A 14,081-nucleotide genomic window follows, 5' to 3' on the forward strand; every position below is an offset into this window, starting at 1 on the left:
TAAAAATAAGTTAAGAATATAATGTTTTTTCTTATTTATATTCCATCAAGAATAGTAAAAGGAATCTGCTTCTGATCTTTAATTAGCCTGAGTATCAGATTCAATAGTTTGACTTATGACTATTAACGTATAAATATTGAGCGCTCCTACCTTGTTTTTTATAGGCGCCGATTGTAAAATTAAGCTAGACAAATAAAAAAGAGAAACTGTTGTAAACAAGTACATTAGTTTCTCTTCAGATTTATTCAATATAATTTCTTTTATCCTTAATATCTTCTAGCATTTCAATAGTTTCTTCAATTTTAGGAAGAATTTCTTCGTACCAAGACAATCTTTTCCTACGGATTAAAACACCTACAGCATGTGGCCTTGGATCAATTTCCTCCCAATAGGATTGTCGATCCAATACGACTTTTTTAAGATCCTCAAAATACTCTTTAACTTCAACTGCACTTACTTCCATTACAACAACATCTCCTTTTATTATTTTGCAATAAAAAAAGCGCCACTTAGTAATTAAGAAGTGTTCGCCTGAATGTTTTACTTATTTTTCAAGTTTACACTTGTTGGATTTAGCACCGTTCCCTTAAGGTCGGTTGCTGAAGCATCATCGGGCCAATTCCCTCCACTTTCTCTTAATAAGTTTTGCTATTCTATTGTCAAGATACAATAACACACATTTTTTAAAATGTCAATACTATGATCACTAAACGTGTAGTTTATTGGTTTACTATTAAGTCTCGTGGTTAGCTTATTTACCCTGTACAGCTATTTTGTAACTCAAAGATAAATAATAGATTAATCTATCTTCAGGTATAGTTTCTAACATACTCTCCGATAGACCCCATATAAATTCTTGTAGTTCCTCTAAAACTATTCTGTTTTCTTCGTAATCTTGTATCATTTCGTGTAATTTTTCCATGTCTTTTGCTATCCTTTATGACCACCAACAAGTCCACTTCGCTGGATAGCTGTCCCTCCTTTAGTTAGGCTACTTGCATGGACTAAAGAGCTAAAACCGTATTTTTCTCTAATTCTATCTACAACTAGTTCTAAATCTTCTGCAAGAATCGTTTTTTCAGCGTCTTCAAACAAATTCAACTGCAATTCTTTTTTATAATCAATTTTCCCGCATCGTATTCCTATTTGACGTACTGGTTGTTTTTTATAATAGGTTCTGAATATCTGTAAACAGGTTTCTATGATTTTAGTGTTTGAAGAGGTGGGATAAATTTTCATTTGGTGACTAAATCCTTTATCTAATATCTCTCTAGAATAGCCTATAGATAAATGAACAACTCCTGTTTCCACATGATGTTTTCTTAACCTCGCTGCAACTTCATCAGCCATTTCTCTGATAACTACTTCAATTTCATATTGATTTATATAATCTCTTTTTAAGATTTGGCTTTTACCAAATCCTTTAGCCTTTGGAATATATTTTTCAGAAATAATACTATGATCTATTCCATGAGCGTGATAAAAGAGCTGCTCTCCAACAACACCATGAATTCGTTTCAAAGCTTTCACATCATACTGAGAGAGTCTATAAACAGAATCTATCCCTAATTGATAAAGATTACTTGCTGTATTTTTTCCAATTCCCCACATTTCTGTTATTGGGTGAATGTTCCAAACCTTTTCTGAAACATCTTCATAATGCCAAACCGCTATTTGCGACTTATTTTTTTTCGCTTCATTATCTAACGCTAACTTGGCTAGTAAGGGATTATCACCAATTCCAATCGCCGTCACTAGTTTTAACCGCTGAAAAATAGTGAATTGTATTTTTCGCGCTATTTCTTTTGTTGATCCGTACAGTGCGTGTGATTTGGTCACGTCTAAAAAACTTTCGTCAATACTATAAATATGTATGTCTTCTTCAGCTACAAACTCTTGAAAAATCTGGTTAATCATCCGATTAACTTTTATATATAAAGCCATACGAGGCTCAACAATTTGGATTTTTGAGTTTTTTGGTATTTCAAAACGTCTTGAACCGGTCCGGATGCCGTATTCTTTTTTGACTCGTGGCGAAGCAGCTAAAACTAACCCTCCTTCTAAATCGGGGTTGCTCATGACGACTATATAGGAGTCTAAAGGATGTATTTTCCGCTTAACTGATTCCACTGAAGCAAAAAAAGACTTAACGTCAATGCACAGAATATCGCGCCTTGGTTGGTAGGTATAGTCCATCTTGATCATGATTCATGCACCCCACTTCATTCCTCATTTTATACTCTAAACCATTTAGTCGATTCATATTCTTCCACATTTCGTATCAAATCTAACTCACACACTACAATTCCTGATTCTCTCGTTTGTATATAAACGTAATTCTCATAGTAACCAGCAACGACGCCTACGATATCATCTTCATATCTACCATTAAATAAGCAGTCTAATTGAATGGCTATTACTTTTTTTTGACTATAAGAGTTATCTATTAAGTGATAGATAACTTCTACAGTTTGTTTCTCTTTTTTTATAATTACTTTTTCACGCTTACGTTTTTCTTCTTTTATGAGTTCACTATGCTCCGACAGTATCAAACCTTGCCACTTAGCCATTTTCCTATCTCTATAACCAGTGGTATTTGGATTGATTAGTCTATTTTTCTCTTTCGATTTATTCTCCAATTTAAACACCTTCTTGTTCTCTTTTAACCCTATTATACGAACGTATGTTCGATATGTAAAGAAATAACGAACTCGCGTTTGCATAAATACATCGTTTAGCAATACGATAATGTGTGACGCCCAATTTTTTAGAATAGTTTTATTTACTACTTCACTCACAAAATCTGGAAAATCAATATAATTTTTTCAGCGTATAGCTAATAAGATATAAAAAAAATAAGAGCCACTTTGAAAGTAGCACTTATTTTTTTATATCTTTCCAATTTTCTGTAGATAAAAATCTAATATTCTTTTTTATAGACCACTCTTGAGTGAAAACTATTATTTATACCTTTTAATTACAAAGAAGTAGCCCTATTTTTCAAGTGTGTCAAATCGGCTGAAACGTAATAAAATAGCGTTTAAGCAGATTTGGAAGTTATTATCATCAAGTCCACTAAATATTCTAAGCGGGTCTGGTGATGGATTGCCATTGTATAAATTAAATGCAAGTTCAAGCATTTTCTTACTAGTGCTACTAAAATCAGTTTCTTCAAAACAATCTGTCTTAATCCTTAAGTTTTGACCATGAAAATAGACAAAAGTAAAAACTCCGTTCTATTTGTAATCTATAAATTATTTGATAGTTTAAATTTTCCATTGATACTTGAAAAATTAATTTCATGATTAATTTTAGACATTCTAATCATAGCAGATTGGAATTCTTTTACAATGTGTGGAGAAGTAAACAAAAAAACTCAGAAATCATTATTGATCTAGACTTCTAGACTGCATAAAGATGACCACAAACCAAGCTTCCTTTTTGTGTTGCCTTTGACTACATCTTAAATAGACATTCAAATGAAAAATCCGCACTACTTCAAAAAGTACGGATTTATAATTAACGTCTTATTATTCTATTTCAGAACGCATGTCTTCGTACTCAGATAACGTCATTTCTGGATATTCTACATTATTCTCTACAGCTAAATCATATGATTGCTTTGATTCGATATAACGATTGTATAAATCAATCTTGGATACGGACGTTGGGTCAACAGAAGCATCTTCATAACCCATAGATCCATTGTAAACGACTCCTTCAACAGGTGTGATTGTTTCCTTATCGTATTTAATAGCATACCAAGGATGCCCTACACCTGCTCCCGAATGAATATTCACCAGTAAAGTATCTCCATCAAAATTATAATATAAATTGAAACCTAAAAGTTCTGGTGTCATGGCTCTCTCGTCTACTGTTGTCGCAGCTAATAATACTTTTAAAGCAATATCCAATTCGTTATAGGCTTCTATAATATCTGCTGAGCTTGATGAATCTTCTACAGATTCTTGTTGTGTCTCTTTTTCAGCTTGAAGAATTTCTAACTCTGATGGCCATTTCCACCCTTCTTCAATAAGATCCTGTTCTGTAATCGGGTAAATTACGCTGCCTGTTTCAGGAAAAAACAGAGTCTGTTCACTATTTTTTTCTACTAACTCAAGTTCTAGATTTCCATTTACAGCTCCATTACCACCGCCTTCAGGAGCGAAATAATCAAATTGCAGCACATTTTCTATTACTTCTTTGTTTGAAATTTCATTAACAGAATAACTGGAATCTTTTAAGCCTTCTACATAGTAATCGTCCATGAATGTAAAGGCATATTGAATAGGCGATTCATAAGGAACGTCTTCAAAAAAGGCATACGTTCCTTTGAAGTTATCGTATGTATAAGCTATAGTTTTTTCTTCATTATTAGTACCTTCATCGTCAACTTCTGCTTCTTCCTCGCCTTTGACGTTAGTAATTTCTTCTTGAGTACCCTCTTCGTTTTGAATTGATTTGTTATGAGATTCTTCACTTTCGTTTCTGCATCCTGGCAACAAAAGAGAAAGAAACAACATGCTATAAGATGTCCGTGTTTTCATTTTTTTGTCCTATCCATAAACTCATCAATTTTCTAATAATTCTCTGACTAACATATTTAGAAAGTAAACTCCACCCCTGTTTCCTTCTGAAACGGAGTTTGGTATTCTTTAAAAACCAATTGATACTCAGATTTATCGTCAGGCAGAGCAGGAGATACCACAAAGGTAAAAGTTTCGTTTCCCATAGTTCCGCCGCCACCTTCGTTTCGGCAATCGTATTTAATGCCGTCTTCTCCCAAAATTGAAAGTTCAAAATGACTCAGATCTCGTTGATACCATTCAGACGTGTCGTCATCAGTAATGTTGCTGTTGATATTCAAATGGACCACACTCGCATTCTCAAATTGACGCACGAAAGTTACCGTATAGAATTCGTCGTTTTTATCAAATGACTTTAAAATAGGGATATTTTTAAGAAAACCTTTTGGCTCTACAGCAGGTCTGTGTATTTCTTCATATAAAAAACTGGAAAAAACACTATTTAAGAATTCCTCGTAAAAACCGTATTTTTTTGACCAGTCATGGATATATTGCTGGGTTGGAAATCCTGGATTGTTATTTGAGATTTCTTTCCGCTGTATTATCAACTGGCAAATTTGTTCGTCTACTGCTGCAATTCTTTCATCATAGTGATCTACCGGCGGTTCAAATGGCATTTGTTTCATCTTCTTATCCCCCTAAGTCTAATTTTTAAAATTGCTTAACTCATCAACGTATTGTTTAGCTTCGAGCAGGCTTGCTCCAGTAGCCTTTCTGTATTCTTTAACAGCTTTAATTGCCTCCCCTTTTGAGACGAGTTCTAAAAGAACTATTTTCAACTCATCGCTTACTGGATCAGGTAAACCAATATGCTCACTAATCCTATTCAGTTTTGTTTTCATATTAAGGATGTCTTTTTCTAGTTTGTCCATTCTTATAGCAAGAGAGACCGTTACTACAGAAATCATTAAGAGAGCTGCTAATGCAAGTATATTATTCATCATCTACTCCTATAAATATTATTTTTTGATGTCAAATGGTGCGCTTTCCCACCCATAAACTTCTTCCGCCAATTTACTATAACTAATTTCAAAACAAGTCACATCAACATACTTGGCACCTAATCGTTGATAAAAGAGTTTAGCAGGATTACCCTTTAGCACTTTAACCATCACATGTTGTATCTCACGTGCTTTCAGTTCACCGAATAATTTAGAAACCAACTCTTTTCCTATGCCTCTTCCATGGAACTCCTTTAAAATATAGAGCGCATATAATTCCCCTTCATACGCTGGAAATTCTTCTATCTCCCGATTTTTTCCACCTGTAATATACCCGACTACTTCTTCGTTCTCTTCTGCTGCATACACAATGATTTGCTCATCACCTAATGCCTTTTGAAAAGACTTTTCTCTTAAACCATAACTCATACTATCCAGATATGTTTCAGGGATAATGTTTTTATAAGTTGTCCTCCATGAATCCACATTTACTTTAGCCTTACCTTTGATGTCATCGTAAGTCGCTTTTCTGATCAACATAGAATAATCCCTCTCTATAGATTGTAGTTATTAAATAGTTTAAACTTTAATACAAAAGTCTAATATTTTGAAAACGTTTGTTTGAGCTAATTATAACACAGGGATTTTTAATCGCTTTCAAAACTTCACTTGTTTTTGATCCCACTTATTATTCTTTATCATTTCTAGTAACTATATAACTATGTTTATAATCGAAGTCTTTTAAAGTTCTATAGTTATTGCTATAGTTAATTTACTATAAAAAAAGTTATTTAGAGGAGAATACCCTTGTCTGACCTACAAAGTGCCCTTACATATGGATTCAGTGTTTTTGTTGGAGTGCTTATCTTCAACTATTTTCTGGACCCGTTAATTTCAAATAAAATAATTAATTATTTAGCGCTTATTGTTTTTCTATTTCTTTTTATTTTGGTTGTACATACCCTTGTAGAAAAAGCAGTAACAAAAGCTAAATCTTAGATTGGAAGTTTTATTTATGAACAAAAAAATCAAATGGATCGTTTTAGCTATCCTTTCGTTTATGATCTTCGCTGCAACAATGTCTTATGCTGATGATGCGGCATGGAGCATGATCATTTCTTTAATCAGTTTTGTGCTATTCATGCTCTCGATGCAAAAATTTTTTCTTAGCTTTTACTCAAAATCGGAGTCCAACTAGATAACGAAAAATGACTGCTTCATTTCGAGGCAGTCATTTTTTATATCCTTTAACATTCCACTAAATATTATCATCAAAGACTATACGGAGCGCGTATGGTTTCTCAGTCCTCAAGCTCGATGTTACAATTAGTATGGAAGATTAATTTATAAACACACTCATCGCTTCTCATAACAAATTGGCTTTCTTTTTCAATTTATACTAGTATATTACACAATGGACAATTAGCTGTGAGGTACAGTTTTAAAAAGAAAGTGGAAAATTTATGTTAAATGCAATCAAAAGAATCCCAGCCGGTACGTTCTTGGTACCGATGTTGGTTAGTGCTTTTATTTATGCGTTTTGGCCTAATTTGTTCCAAATCGGCGGCTTAACGCAGCACATATTTGGAGGAGACGGTACAAATGGAATTATTGGAGCGATTTGTTTTTGTTCCGGAACCGGGATCGACCTCAAAAAAATCAGCTATGCCTTAAAACGACAAGGTGTTCTGCTTTTAGCGAAATTTATTATCGGAGCAGGAATCAGCTTATTATACATTTCAACTTTTGGACAAGCGGGCGTTTTAGGTATCAGTGCATTAGCTTTTACGATCACTATTTGCTCAATCAATCCAGCTGTTTACTTATCTTTGATGCAGCAATACGGAAGCGAGCAAGATACTGCGGTATACGGCGTTACTGGGCTTTTCAGTATTGCAGCTGTACCGATGATCGTGTACGGAATCGCCAGTGGTGGCGGAATGGATTGGACACCAGTCATCAGTACACTGATCCCAATGGCTGCTGGAGTTATTTTTGGAAATTTGGATGCAAATTTTAAAGGATTCTTCATGCCTGCTTTACCAGCATTGACGTGTTTGATGGGCTGGAACTTAGGTTATGGATTGAATCTAATCGACGCTTTGAAAGCTGGAGGCGGCGGATTGATCTTGGCTATCGTCTTTTACGCTATCAATATCACTATGCTTCTTATTGACAAATTTGTATTAAAAAACGACGGTTCAGTCGGCGCGACTTTTATGACAGTTGCCGGATTATCTGTTTCTAGTGCGGGGTTATTGGGTGCTATTTATCCAGAGGTTTTAGGTGAATACGTATCTGCAGCAGCTTCTCAAGTATTGCTGGTCGTAGTTGCCACAAGTGTTATCACACCGTTTATTGTTGCAAAATTATCTACAAAGAATAATAAAATTACTAGTTAATGATGCTAAAAAAGCCGACTTCTCTTAAAGAGAAATCGGCTTTTTATTTATGCTTTAGCGTGAAGCTTTTGGCGGTTGGCAAACATCACATTTGCGTTGGTGATTGTTTTTGAATTTCTTAAAAGTCTTTTCAAATTTATTGCCGCATGCACATTCAAATTCCAACTTTTGAGAAAAGCCTTGGTATTCTGTCGTCAATAATTTGCTGTCTGAATTGGTTTCAACAAACTTTTTGATTTCACCGATCGTCCATCGTTTTTGCATTCTCTTACACCTCCATATATATCACTAGCGGAGGCTTTTCGGCATCCGTTCTTTATTACTATCGTAGTGATCTTAAGCTACTCATTATAGCATGTTTTGATGGATTTAAACAGATGATGGAAAAGTTGTTCGCAACTTTGTGAACATAGTTTTTGAAATCATGGATCACTTTGCTATTACAGGGACCCAAAGCTCATTATTTGGAACTCTGTCAGGAGCCAAGTAATTCTCAATACACGGCAAATCTGCTAATTCGTAACCGGAAGTCGGCATCCATTCCGTATATAGGCGTTTCCAAGCTTCAGTGATATTAGGAAAGACAACCCAAGTACTTTTAGGGATTACTGTTTTTTCCATGTCACCAGGGTATTCAGCAGTATAGCGGCACCCTATAAGATAATCAAATTTTTCGTCTGTTATTGCGGCTTGTTTTCCGCATACTCCTAAGATTCCTTCCATTTTGCATTGCGGATTTTCCCAAGACATCTCAATGATACGCGGTACCAATCCACTAGCAGTCGCTTCTTCCCATAATTTAGGAATAGTATGAAAAGCCTCTTGTGTAACGACTTCTTGCTTGACCCCGACAATCTCAATATCAGCATCTAGCACTTCTATCCTATAATCCATTTCACTCTCTCCCTTGATCGTCATTTGAAAGAAAAGTCTTGGAAAAGCTTTTAATTCGACCCCTTTGCTGCGGGCTGTCGTTGGAGTAACTCCATGAAGGCTTTTAAAAGCCCGAGTAAAAGAATCTGGGGAGTCGTACCCGTACTTGAGAGCAAGATCAATGATCCGAACATCAGGAACATTTTGCAACTCAAATGCGGCTTGTGACAATCGCCTCCTTCTAATGTATTCTGACAGTGATATTCCGGTCAGAGCAGAAAACATCCTGGGAAAATGATATTCAGGGCAACAGGCTAGTCGGGCTGCCTCTCTCCCATCAATTTCATCGGATAAATTCTGCTCTATATAGTCCATTGCTCTATTTATTCTCTCCAGCCAGTCCATTTTCTTCTCCTCTCGTATACATACTATAGGATACAGAACTTTTTCTCCCGACAATACTTGCTCAAAAATTGTCGGGTGCTCTATTCTTTTTGAAACATTTGTTGAGCCCTCGGACAAGATACCGCTTTCATTTATTTGTATTAGTTTTACTTTACCAGCGGGATCATCAAAAGCACCACAATAGAATGGTGCTTTTACTCTTGCGTCTGCGTCTTCTTACTATCAGCTTTCCTTCTCTTCCACAAAATCTCGCAATGCGTTAAGTTCATCTGGTGTGACGGACCGCTCATTATTGTACAACTTCTCTAAGCCGTTTTCCGGCATACCTAATTCATTTGACAGGTCTTCGTCCGACAGCCCTTCACTCTCTTGGATATCCCTAATAGTCGTAATCAGTAAAATCGCTTCGATATCCTCATCTGACAAGGCGCCTTCTTGTGACTGATCGTAATTGATCAATTCTTTGATCGACTCTTTTCCAAGAAATTTGCCGATCCCTTCTGCTAACTCTTGCACTTGGCGCAAAATAAAGTCTTTGTCTTCTAGTCCCATCCTGAAATCCATCTCCTTGATCGCTGATTTGCTTTCGGTACTTACTCTGTTATTATAATCTTTTTTAGAGAAAGAACTAGTGAAAGTTTCGTTACTTCGCTCCAAAAAATGTATCCGAAACAATACGCTTTTTAGAGATTCCTTTTTCTCGATAGCGTTTTTTGACGAACTTCAATACAGCAGGTGATCCTGAATTGAAATAATAGGCGGTATCCCCGTATTTTAAAGCGAGTTCATCCAATTTTGCAGTAGTTTCTTCTCGCGAGGTCATTTTGTGCAAATGGATCACCGGATTGTTCTGGACAATCTTTTCAATTTCCTCACCAAAGAGATAATATTTTGAGGAGGAATAAACGACTTCAATTGGACGACGAGTATCGAATTCCAGCTGCTTCAACAATGCACGAAATGGCGTTATCCCGACTCCGCTCGCGAACATCACGATGGGAGACTTCTCGTCTTTCACTTTCATCCAGCCAAATGGACCTCGTATCGTAATCTTTTCTCCTGGCTGCATACTCACTAACGCTTTCTTGAAACTGCTGATCTCTTTTCCCGTTCGTGTCCCAATCAATAAGAATCCCTCTTCTGGTATCGAAGCTACTGAAAACAAGCGGTACTTCCTGCCTTCGATTTGTTTGTTGGGCAATGTATAAACGCCGTGTTCTCCCGGAACCCATGTTAATCCGGCATCATTTTTGATCTTGACGATATAGTAATCACCATAAGGATTTTCAACACTTTCAATCGGAAGTTCGCCTTGTCTGACCACGCCTTTTACATCGTTGAAGTCCATCATCTTTCCTCCTCAATGAATCAGATGAATACTTAGTATGTAAGCAACTCTTACACGGATTGTAGGCGCAGTCTTATGTGCTGTCAACTCTGGGTGATTTAACTAAATGACTACGAAAAAAAGCACCTGAACCCCTTTTTAAAGGAGCCAGATGCTTTAAGTATCAAAGAGCGAATCGTTTGATTACTCTCCAACTACGCGAACTTGTTCGCTGCTGTCGATGAATTCTTTTGGATTTGGTTCTGCTTCGATTGAACCAAATGGCATTTGAGCGATCATTTCGTATGATGCTGGTAAGTTGAACATGTCTTTTACTGATTTGTCAAAGCCTTGTTCAAAGCCAATGTTCATATGTTGTAAGCTTCCACCTAGACCTAAGTCAGTCAATGCCAACCAGATACCGTATTGTGCATTTGCACTGTGGTGGTGTTTGTATACAGTTGCGCGTTCGTTTTCGCCTAGTGCTCCTGTAACTGCATCACGGTCTTCGAAGAATAATACAGTACCAACGCCAGCTTTAGCGCCTTGCATTACTCCTGACATCATTTCCCACATGTCGCCTTCCATAACGTCTTTTTGAACGTCTAAGATGTGGTCCCATAATTTAACGTTGTCTTCTCCAAATACAACTACTAAACGAGTTGTTTGGCTGTTGAAAGCCGTTGGGATTTGTTGTGCTACTTCGCGAATGCGGTCAGCGATCTCTTTGTTTGATAATTCCGTGTTTTTTCCAATTGCATAAGCCGTACGGCGTTGTTTGATTAAATCTGTAAATTGAGTCATGTATAAATCTCCTTTAAAAGTTTATTTGCTTGTTTAGCACTTATTAATAGTAAGTTTAACAAACAAAAAGAAGTAAGTCAACACCGAATATATCGAATTCGAAATAATATTTAACTATTTTTATTCAGTTCACAAATTGATAAGACTTATCCCTTTTATCTTACACTCCTGGGATTGGTTCTAGATGTAGTAAATGATGTTGGTTGTCAAAATACGTTACTTCTTTCGTTACTAAATTGCTCGTCCAAAATGGAACGCCTGCTTTTCCAGCTAGCTCACAAAACCGTTCAAAATCAATTGCTCCTGATTGTGCGGTTTTCACAGCCGACTTGAGGGCTTCAATATCGCTTCGATCAGCCACTTCTTTTGGTACTCCATTCATTTTCAGCTCGACAAAACTCTTTTCATCATAATAATGATATACCCCTTCAGCAACAAAATAGTCGTATCGTTGAACACCTAACCTTTTGAGTCCTTGCATTACCTGAGCAAATTCACCGGCGTTAGATTCTGCCTCTACTACCCGTTCAATCTCCTTATAGTCCAGACTCATTTGTATACGCTCCTTTTAATGGACCATCAAAGTTTTGATGATACTAGTTTAATTTCATCATAGCTTACTAAAAAATTGATATCAAAAATAACATTTACTATTCTGTATCTGCACAAAAAGCCATGCATGACACCTGTCATGCATGGCAAAAAATATTTTATTTATTTGTTTACCTACTTAACAGGAGCAATTCATATTTAAAAACTTTTTATTAAGTAGCTTGAGTATATTTCTCTATATCATCTATACTCAAAAACGAACTCTCTTAACTATAAATCTTTATAGTATTCTCTTATCTTATTTGCCATCAATTTTCTTCGCTGCTCTAAAAATTGATGATAATCCTTCACGTCCATATCGAACAACGTCAATGGGACTGCATTTTCCTTGAAATTTTCTTTAACTTCCGCTGAATCTTTTTGCATCTGTAATAAGGATAAGTAGTCTTTAGGCGCTTTATCACTGATTCGAATATTAATTTCTTTTTGAACCATAGCGTAGTTTGCTATTTGATTGTAATCTTTTTTATCATTGATTCCATTTTTACGCAGGTAGTTCTTAGGGAAAATATGATGTATATCCCCATGCATTTCTAACATCGATTGAACACTTATTGGTGCTGACAAAAAACCGTTATCTTTTTTCTTAATTTGAGCAAACAAATAGATATAATGAATTGGTCCTATTTGATTGGTTTCCAGTCTTTGAATAAGAGTATGTTGCCAAAATGCATCAGACAATTCTGCTGCTTCAATATTTGATAAGTGCTTCTCAGCATTATTTTCGTTAAATCGTCTTATATCATAATCCATTTGTGATTCACTAGAACCTGAAAAACGCTGTGTTAGTAGAGACAGCATAATAAAACGACGTATGATTCTATCTCTTTTTTCTGTTTCTATCCCTTTTTCTTTCAATAATAGATATAGAGCATAACCAAAGTTTAAGGAATTGATTGATCGTATGTAGTTAAAATTGTAAATTCCCATTGAATGTAGAATCATCGTATAATTTTCAAAGTTATTTTTGTTACAAAAATCAACTACTCCATCTTTGAATTTTAAGAAGGTTTCTTCTGCGATTTCTTCACGATTTTCTTTAGATTCAAAATCTCTTCCTGACAATAGCTGAACTAACTGACCAATTTTCCCACGTTTGAATTTATAGGCAAAAACAACTTTTATTACGTCTGCATATTTTGGTATATATGCGTAAGATTTCTGTTTTTCTACCCACTGTATTTTATCAAATAACGAGCTTTGAACAAATTCCGTATCATTATTTTTAATATTTGCAAAGTCTTTCGGGCTTTCCATAGCATGACAAAAATAATCGATTGCTTTTCGAATATTTACGCCATCATATTCATCGTTCGATGCAATCTTAGACATTACAAAGTCTGATTGAGACAAACTAACTCCTTTAGAATTAATACGTGTAAATATTTCTGTCACTACATCAATCTCGATCTCATTACTGAGTTCAATTACACCGACTTGCATGTTCTTCATGTTTATTAATTTTGCTAGAACATTCCCAACTTGATTCCCATCTACATCACTATTTTTCCCAACAAAATCATTGACGAATTGCCATTGGTTGAAGGTTTCTGAAAATAAAACATTGATGTCAGGAATCCATTTGCTACTTTTTTCAATAGCAGGTGTCCAAACTTCAAATTTTTCTTCAATAGGATTAAAAGCGATCTTAATCCGCCTTTTTTGATACTTCTTATTCAAGATTTCTTGTCCAATCATAGCTGAAGTAATGGCTGTGATCCTTTGCTGTCCATCAATAATGACGCTCTTACCTATTGACATACTGCCATCTTTTAAACGAGTATCAGCATTTTTCCAAGTTATAATAAAACCAATTGGAAAACCTCTATATATTGAATCCATCAAATCACGTACTTTTATGTTATTCCATACAAAAGGTCTTTGAATTTCTGGAATGGCAATGTTGCCGTCTCGAATTGCTGTTAGCAATGATGAAATCGCCATATTTTTTGTCTCATATGTACTCACTTGGTAATACAGCTCCTTATCTTTTACTTATCTTGTCCTATAAACGTATAGATTCAGTATTCTCTGATGTAAAATTGAAAGATTATGTCTTTTATTTTATAAAGATTATACCATCTTTATATGTAATTTTCTTTACGCCAATAGAAAATGATACAAATTCCAT

The 14,081-nt window shown here is 35.4% G+C and carries 17 protein-coding genes and 1 riboswitch; of the genes, 2 read left to right on the forward strand and 15 right to left on the reverse strand.

Features of this window, described 5'->3' with window-relative positions; all coding sequences use genetic code 11:
• Positions 1 to 241 precede the first annotated feature (241 nt).
• The 8 genes from LMF32_RS04495 to LMF32_RS04530 all read right to left on the reverse strand — a co-directional run bounded on the left by LMF32_RS04495 (position 242) and on the right by LMF32_RS04530 (position 6,067).
• The gene (locus tag LMF32_RS04495; protein ID WP_230523995.1) at positions 242 to 463 is read right to left on the reverse strand and encodes a hypothetical protein; all 222 of its coding nucleotides are present in this window, start codon (positions 461 to 463) and stop codon (positions 242 to 244) included.
• 78 nt (positions 464 to 541) lie between these two features.
• A riboswitch (SAM riboswitch) is annotated at positions 542 to 645 on the reverse strand.
• A gap of 106 nt (positions 646 to 751) precedes the next feature.
• On the reverse strand, positions 752 to 922 hold the full coding sequence (locus tag LMF32_RS04500) for a hypothetical protein (RefSeq protein ID WP_230523996.1): 171 nt from the start codon (positions 920 to 922) through the stop codon (positions 752 to 754).
• An 8-nt stretch (positions 923 to 930) separates the two neighbouring features.
• Positions 931 to 2,205: a Y-family DNA polymerase gene (locus LMF32_RS04505; protein ID WP_230523997.1), complete on the reverse strand. Its 1,275-nt coding sequence runs from the start codon at positions 2,203 to 2,205 to the stop codon at positions 931 to 933.
• 29 nt (positions 2,206 to 2,234) lie between these two features.
• Entirely contained in the window at positions 2,235 to 2,639 is a 405-nt protein-coding gene (locus LMF32_RS04510; RefSeq protein WP_230523998.1) for a hypothetical protein, read from the reverse strand.
• Between the two features lie 891 nt (positions 2,640 to 3,530).
• Positions 3,531 to 4,547 carry a hypothetical protein gene (locus LMF32_RS04515; protein WP_230523999.1) on the reverse strand — a complete coding sequence of 339 codons (1,017 nt, stop codon included), beginning with the start codon at positions 4,545 to 4,547 and terminating at the stop codon, positions 3,531 to 3,533.
• A gap of 56 nt (positions 4,548 to 4,603) precedes the next feature.
• Complete coding sequence (locus tag LMF32_RS04520) at positions 4,604 to 5,212, reverse strand: hypothetical protein (protein ID WP_230524000.1); 609 nt, start codon at positions 5,210 to 5,212, stop codon at positions 4,604 to 4,606.
• 18 nt (positions 5,213 to 5,230) lie between these two features.
• Positions 5,231 to 5,527, reverse strand: a complete 297-nt coding sequence (locus LMF32_RS04525) for a hypothetical protein (protein WP_230524001.1) — start codon at positions 5,525 to 5,527, stop codon at positions 5,231 to 5,233.
• A gap of 18 nt (positions 5,528 to 5,545) precedes the next feature.
• Positions 5,546 to 6,067 (reverse strand): GNAT family N-acetyltransferase, encoded by a 522-nt coding sequence (locus LMF32_RS04530; protein WP_230524002.1) that lies wholly within the window; start codon positions 6,065 to 6,067, stop codon positions 5,546 to 5,548.
• 475 nt (positions 6,068 to 6,542) lie between these two features.
• Between LMF32_RS04530 and LMF32_RS04535 the strand changes: the two genes are divergently transcribed.
• Both LMF32_RS04535 and LMF32_RS04540 read left to right on the forward strand, forming a co-directional pair.
• Positions 6,543 to 6,725, forward strand: coding sequence for a hypothetical protein (locus LMF32_RS04535; RefSeq protein WP_188205265.1), 183 nt, complete (start codon positions 6,543 to 6,545; stop codon positions 6,723 to 6,725).
• 265 nt (positions 6,726 to 6,990) lie between these two features.
• Positions 6,991 to 7,929, forward strand: coding sequence for a 2-keto-3-deoxygluconate permease (locus tag LMF32_RS04540; RefSeq protein ID WP_230524003.1), 939 nt, complete (start codon positions 6,991 to 6,993; stop codon positions 7,927 to 7,929).
• Positions 7,930 to 7,983: 54 nt separating this feature from the next.
• Here LMF32_RS04540 and LMF32_RS04545 read toward each other — a convergent pair whose 3' ends face one another.
• The 7 genes from LMF32_RS04545 to LMF32_RS04575 form a co-directional block, all read right to left on the reverse strand.
• Positions 7,984 to 8,193, reverse strand: a complete 210-nt coding sequence (locus LMF32_RS04545; protein WP_092480962.1) for a hypothetical protein — start codon at positions 8,191 to 8,193, stop codon at positions 7,984 to 7,986.
• Between the two features lie 165 nt (positions 8,194 to 8,358).
• A complete protein-coding gene (locus LMF32_RS04550; RefSeq protein WP_092480961.1) occupies positions 8,359 to 9,207 on the reverse strand; it encodes an AraC family transcriptional regulator in 849 nt (282 codons plus the stop codon).
• A gap of 222 nt (positions 9,208 to 9,429) precedes the next feature.
• Positions 9,430 to 9,759: a hypothetical protein gene (locus LMF32_RS04555; RefSeq protein ID WP_092480960.1), complete on the reverse strand. Its 330-nt coding sequence runs from the start codon at positions 9,757 to 9,759 to the stop codon at positions 9,430 to 9,432.
• Positions 9,760 to 9,850: 91 nt separating this feature from the next.
• Entirely contained in the window at positions 9,851 to 10,555 is a 705-nt protein-coding gene (locus LMF32_RS04560; RefSeq protein ID WP_230524004.1) for an FAD-dependent oxidoreductase, read from the reverse strand.
• A 183-nt stretch (positions 10,556 to 10,738) separates the two neighbouring features.
• Positions 10,739 to 11,338 carry a nitroreductase family protein gene (locus LMF32_RS04565; protein ID WP_230524005.1) on the reverse strand — a complete coding sequence of 200 codons (600 nt, stop codon included), beginning with the start codon at positions 11,336 to 11,338 and terminating at the stop codon, positions 10,739 to 10,741.
• Between the two features lie 160 nt (positions 11,339 to 11,498).
• Complete coding sequence (locus LMF32_RS04570) at positions 11,499 to 11,891, reverse strand: DUF1398 family protein (RefSeq protein WP_230524006.1); 393 nt, start codon at positions 11,889 to 11,891, stop codon at positions 11,499 to 11,501.
• 269 nt (positions 11,892 to 12,160) lie between these two features.
• Complete coding sequence (locus LMF32_RS04575) at positions 12,161 to 13,894, reverse strand: DUF262 domain-containing protein (RefSeq protein ID WP_230524007.1); 1,734 nt, start codon at positions 13,892 to 13,894, stop codon at positions 12,161 to 12,163.
• Between the last annotated feature and the right edge of the window lie 187 nt (positions 13,895 to 14,081).

The sequence above is a fragment of the Desemzia sp. C1 genome (assembly GCF_020882875.1).
In the GTDB taxonomy this organism is placed as follows: Bacteria; Bacillota; Bacilli; order Lactobacillales; family Carnobacteriaceae; genus Desemzia; species Desemzia incerta.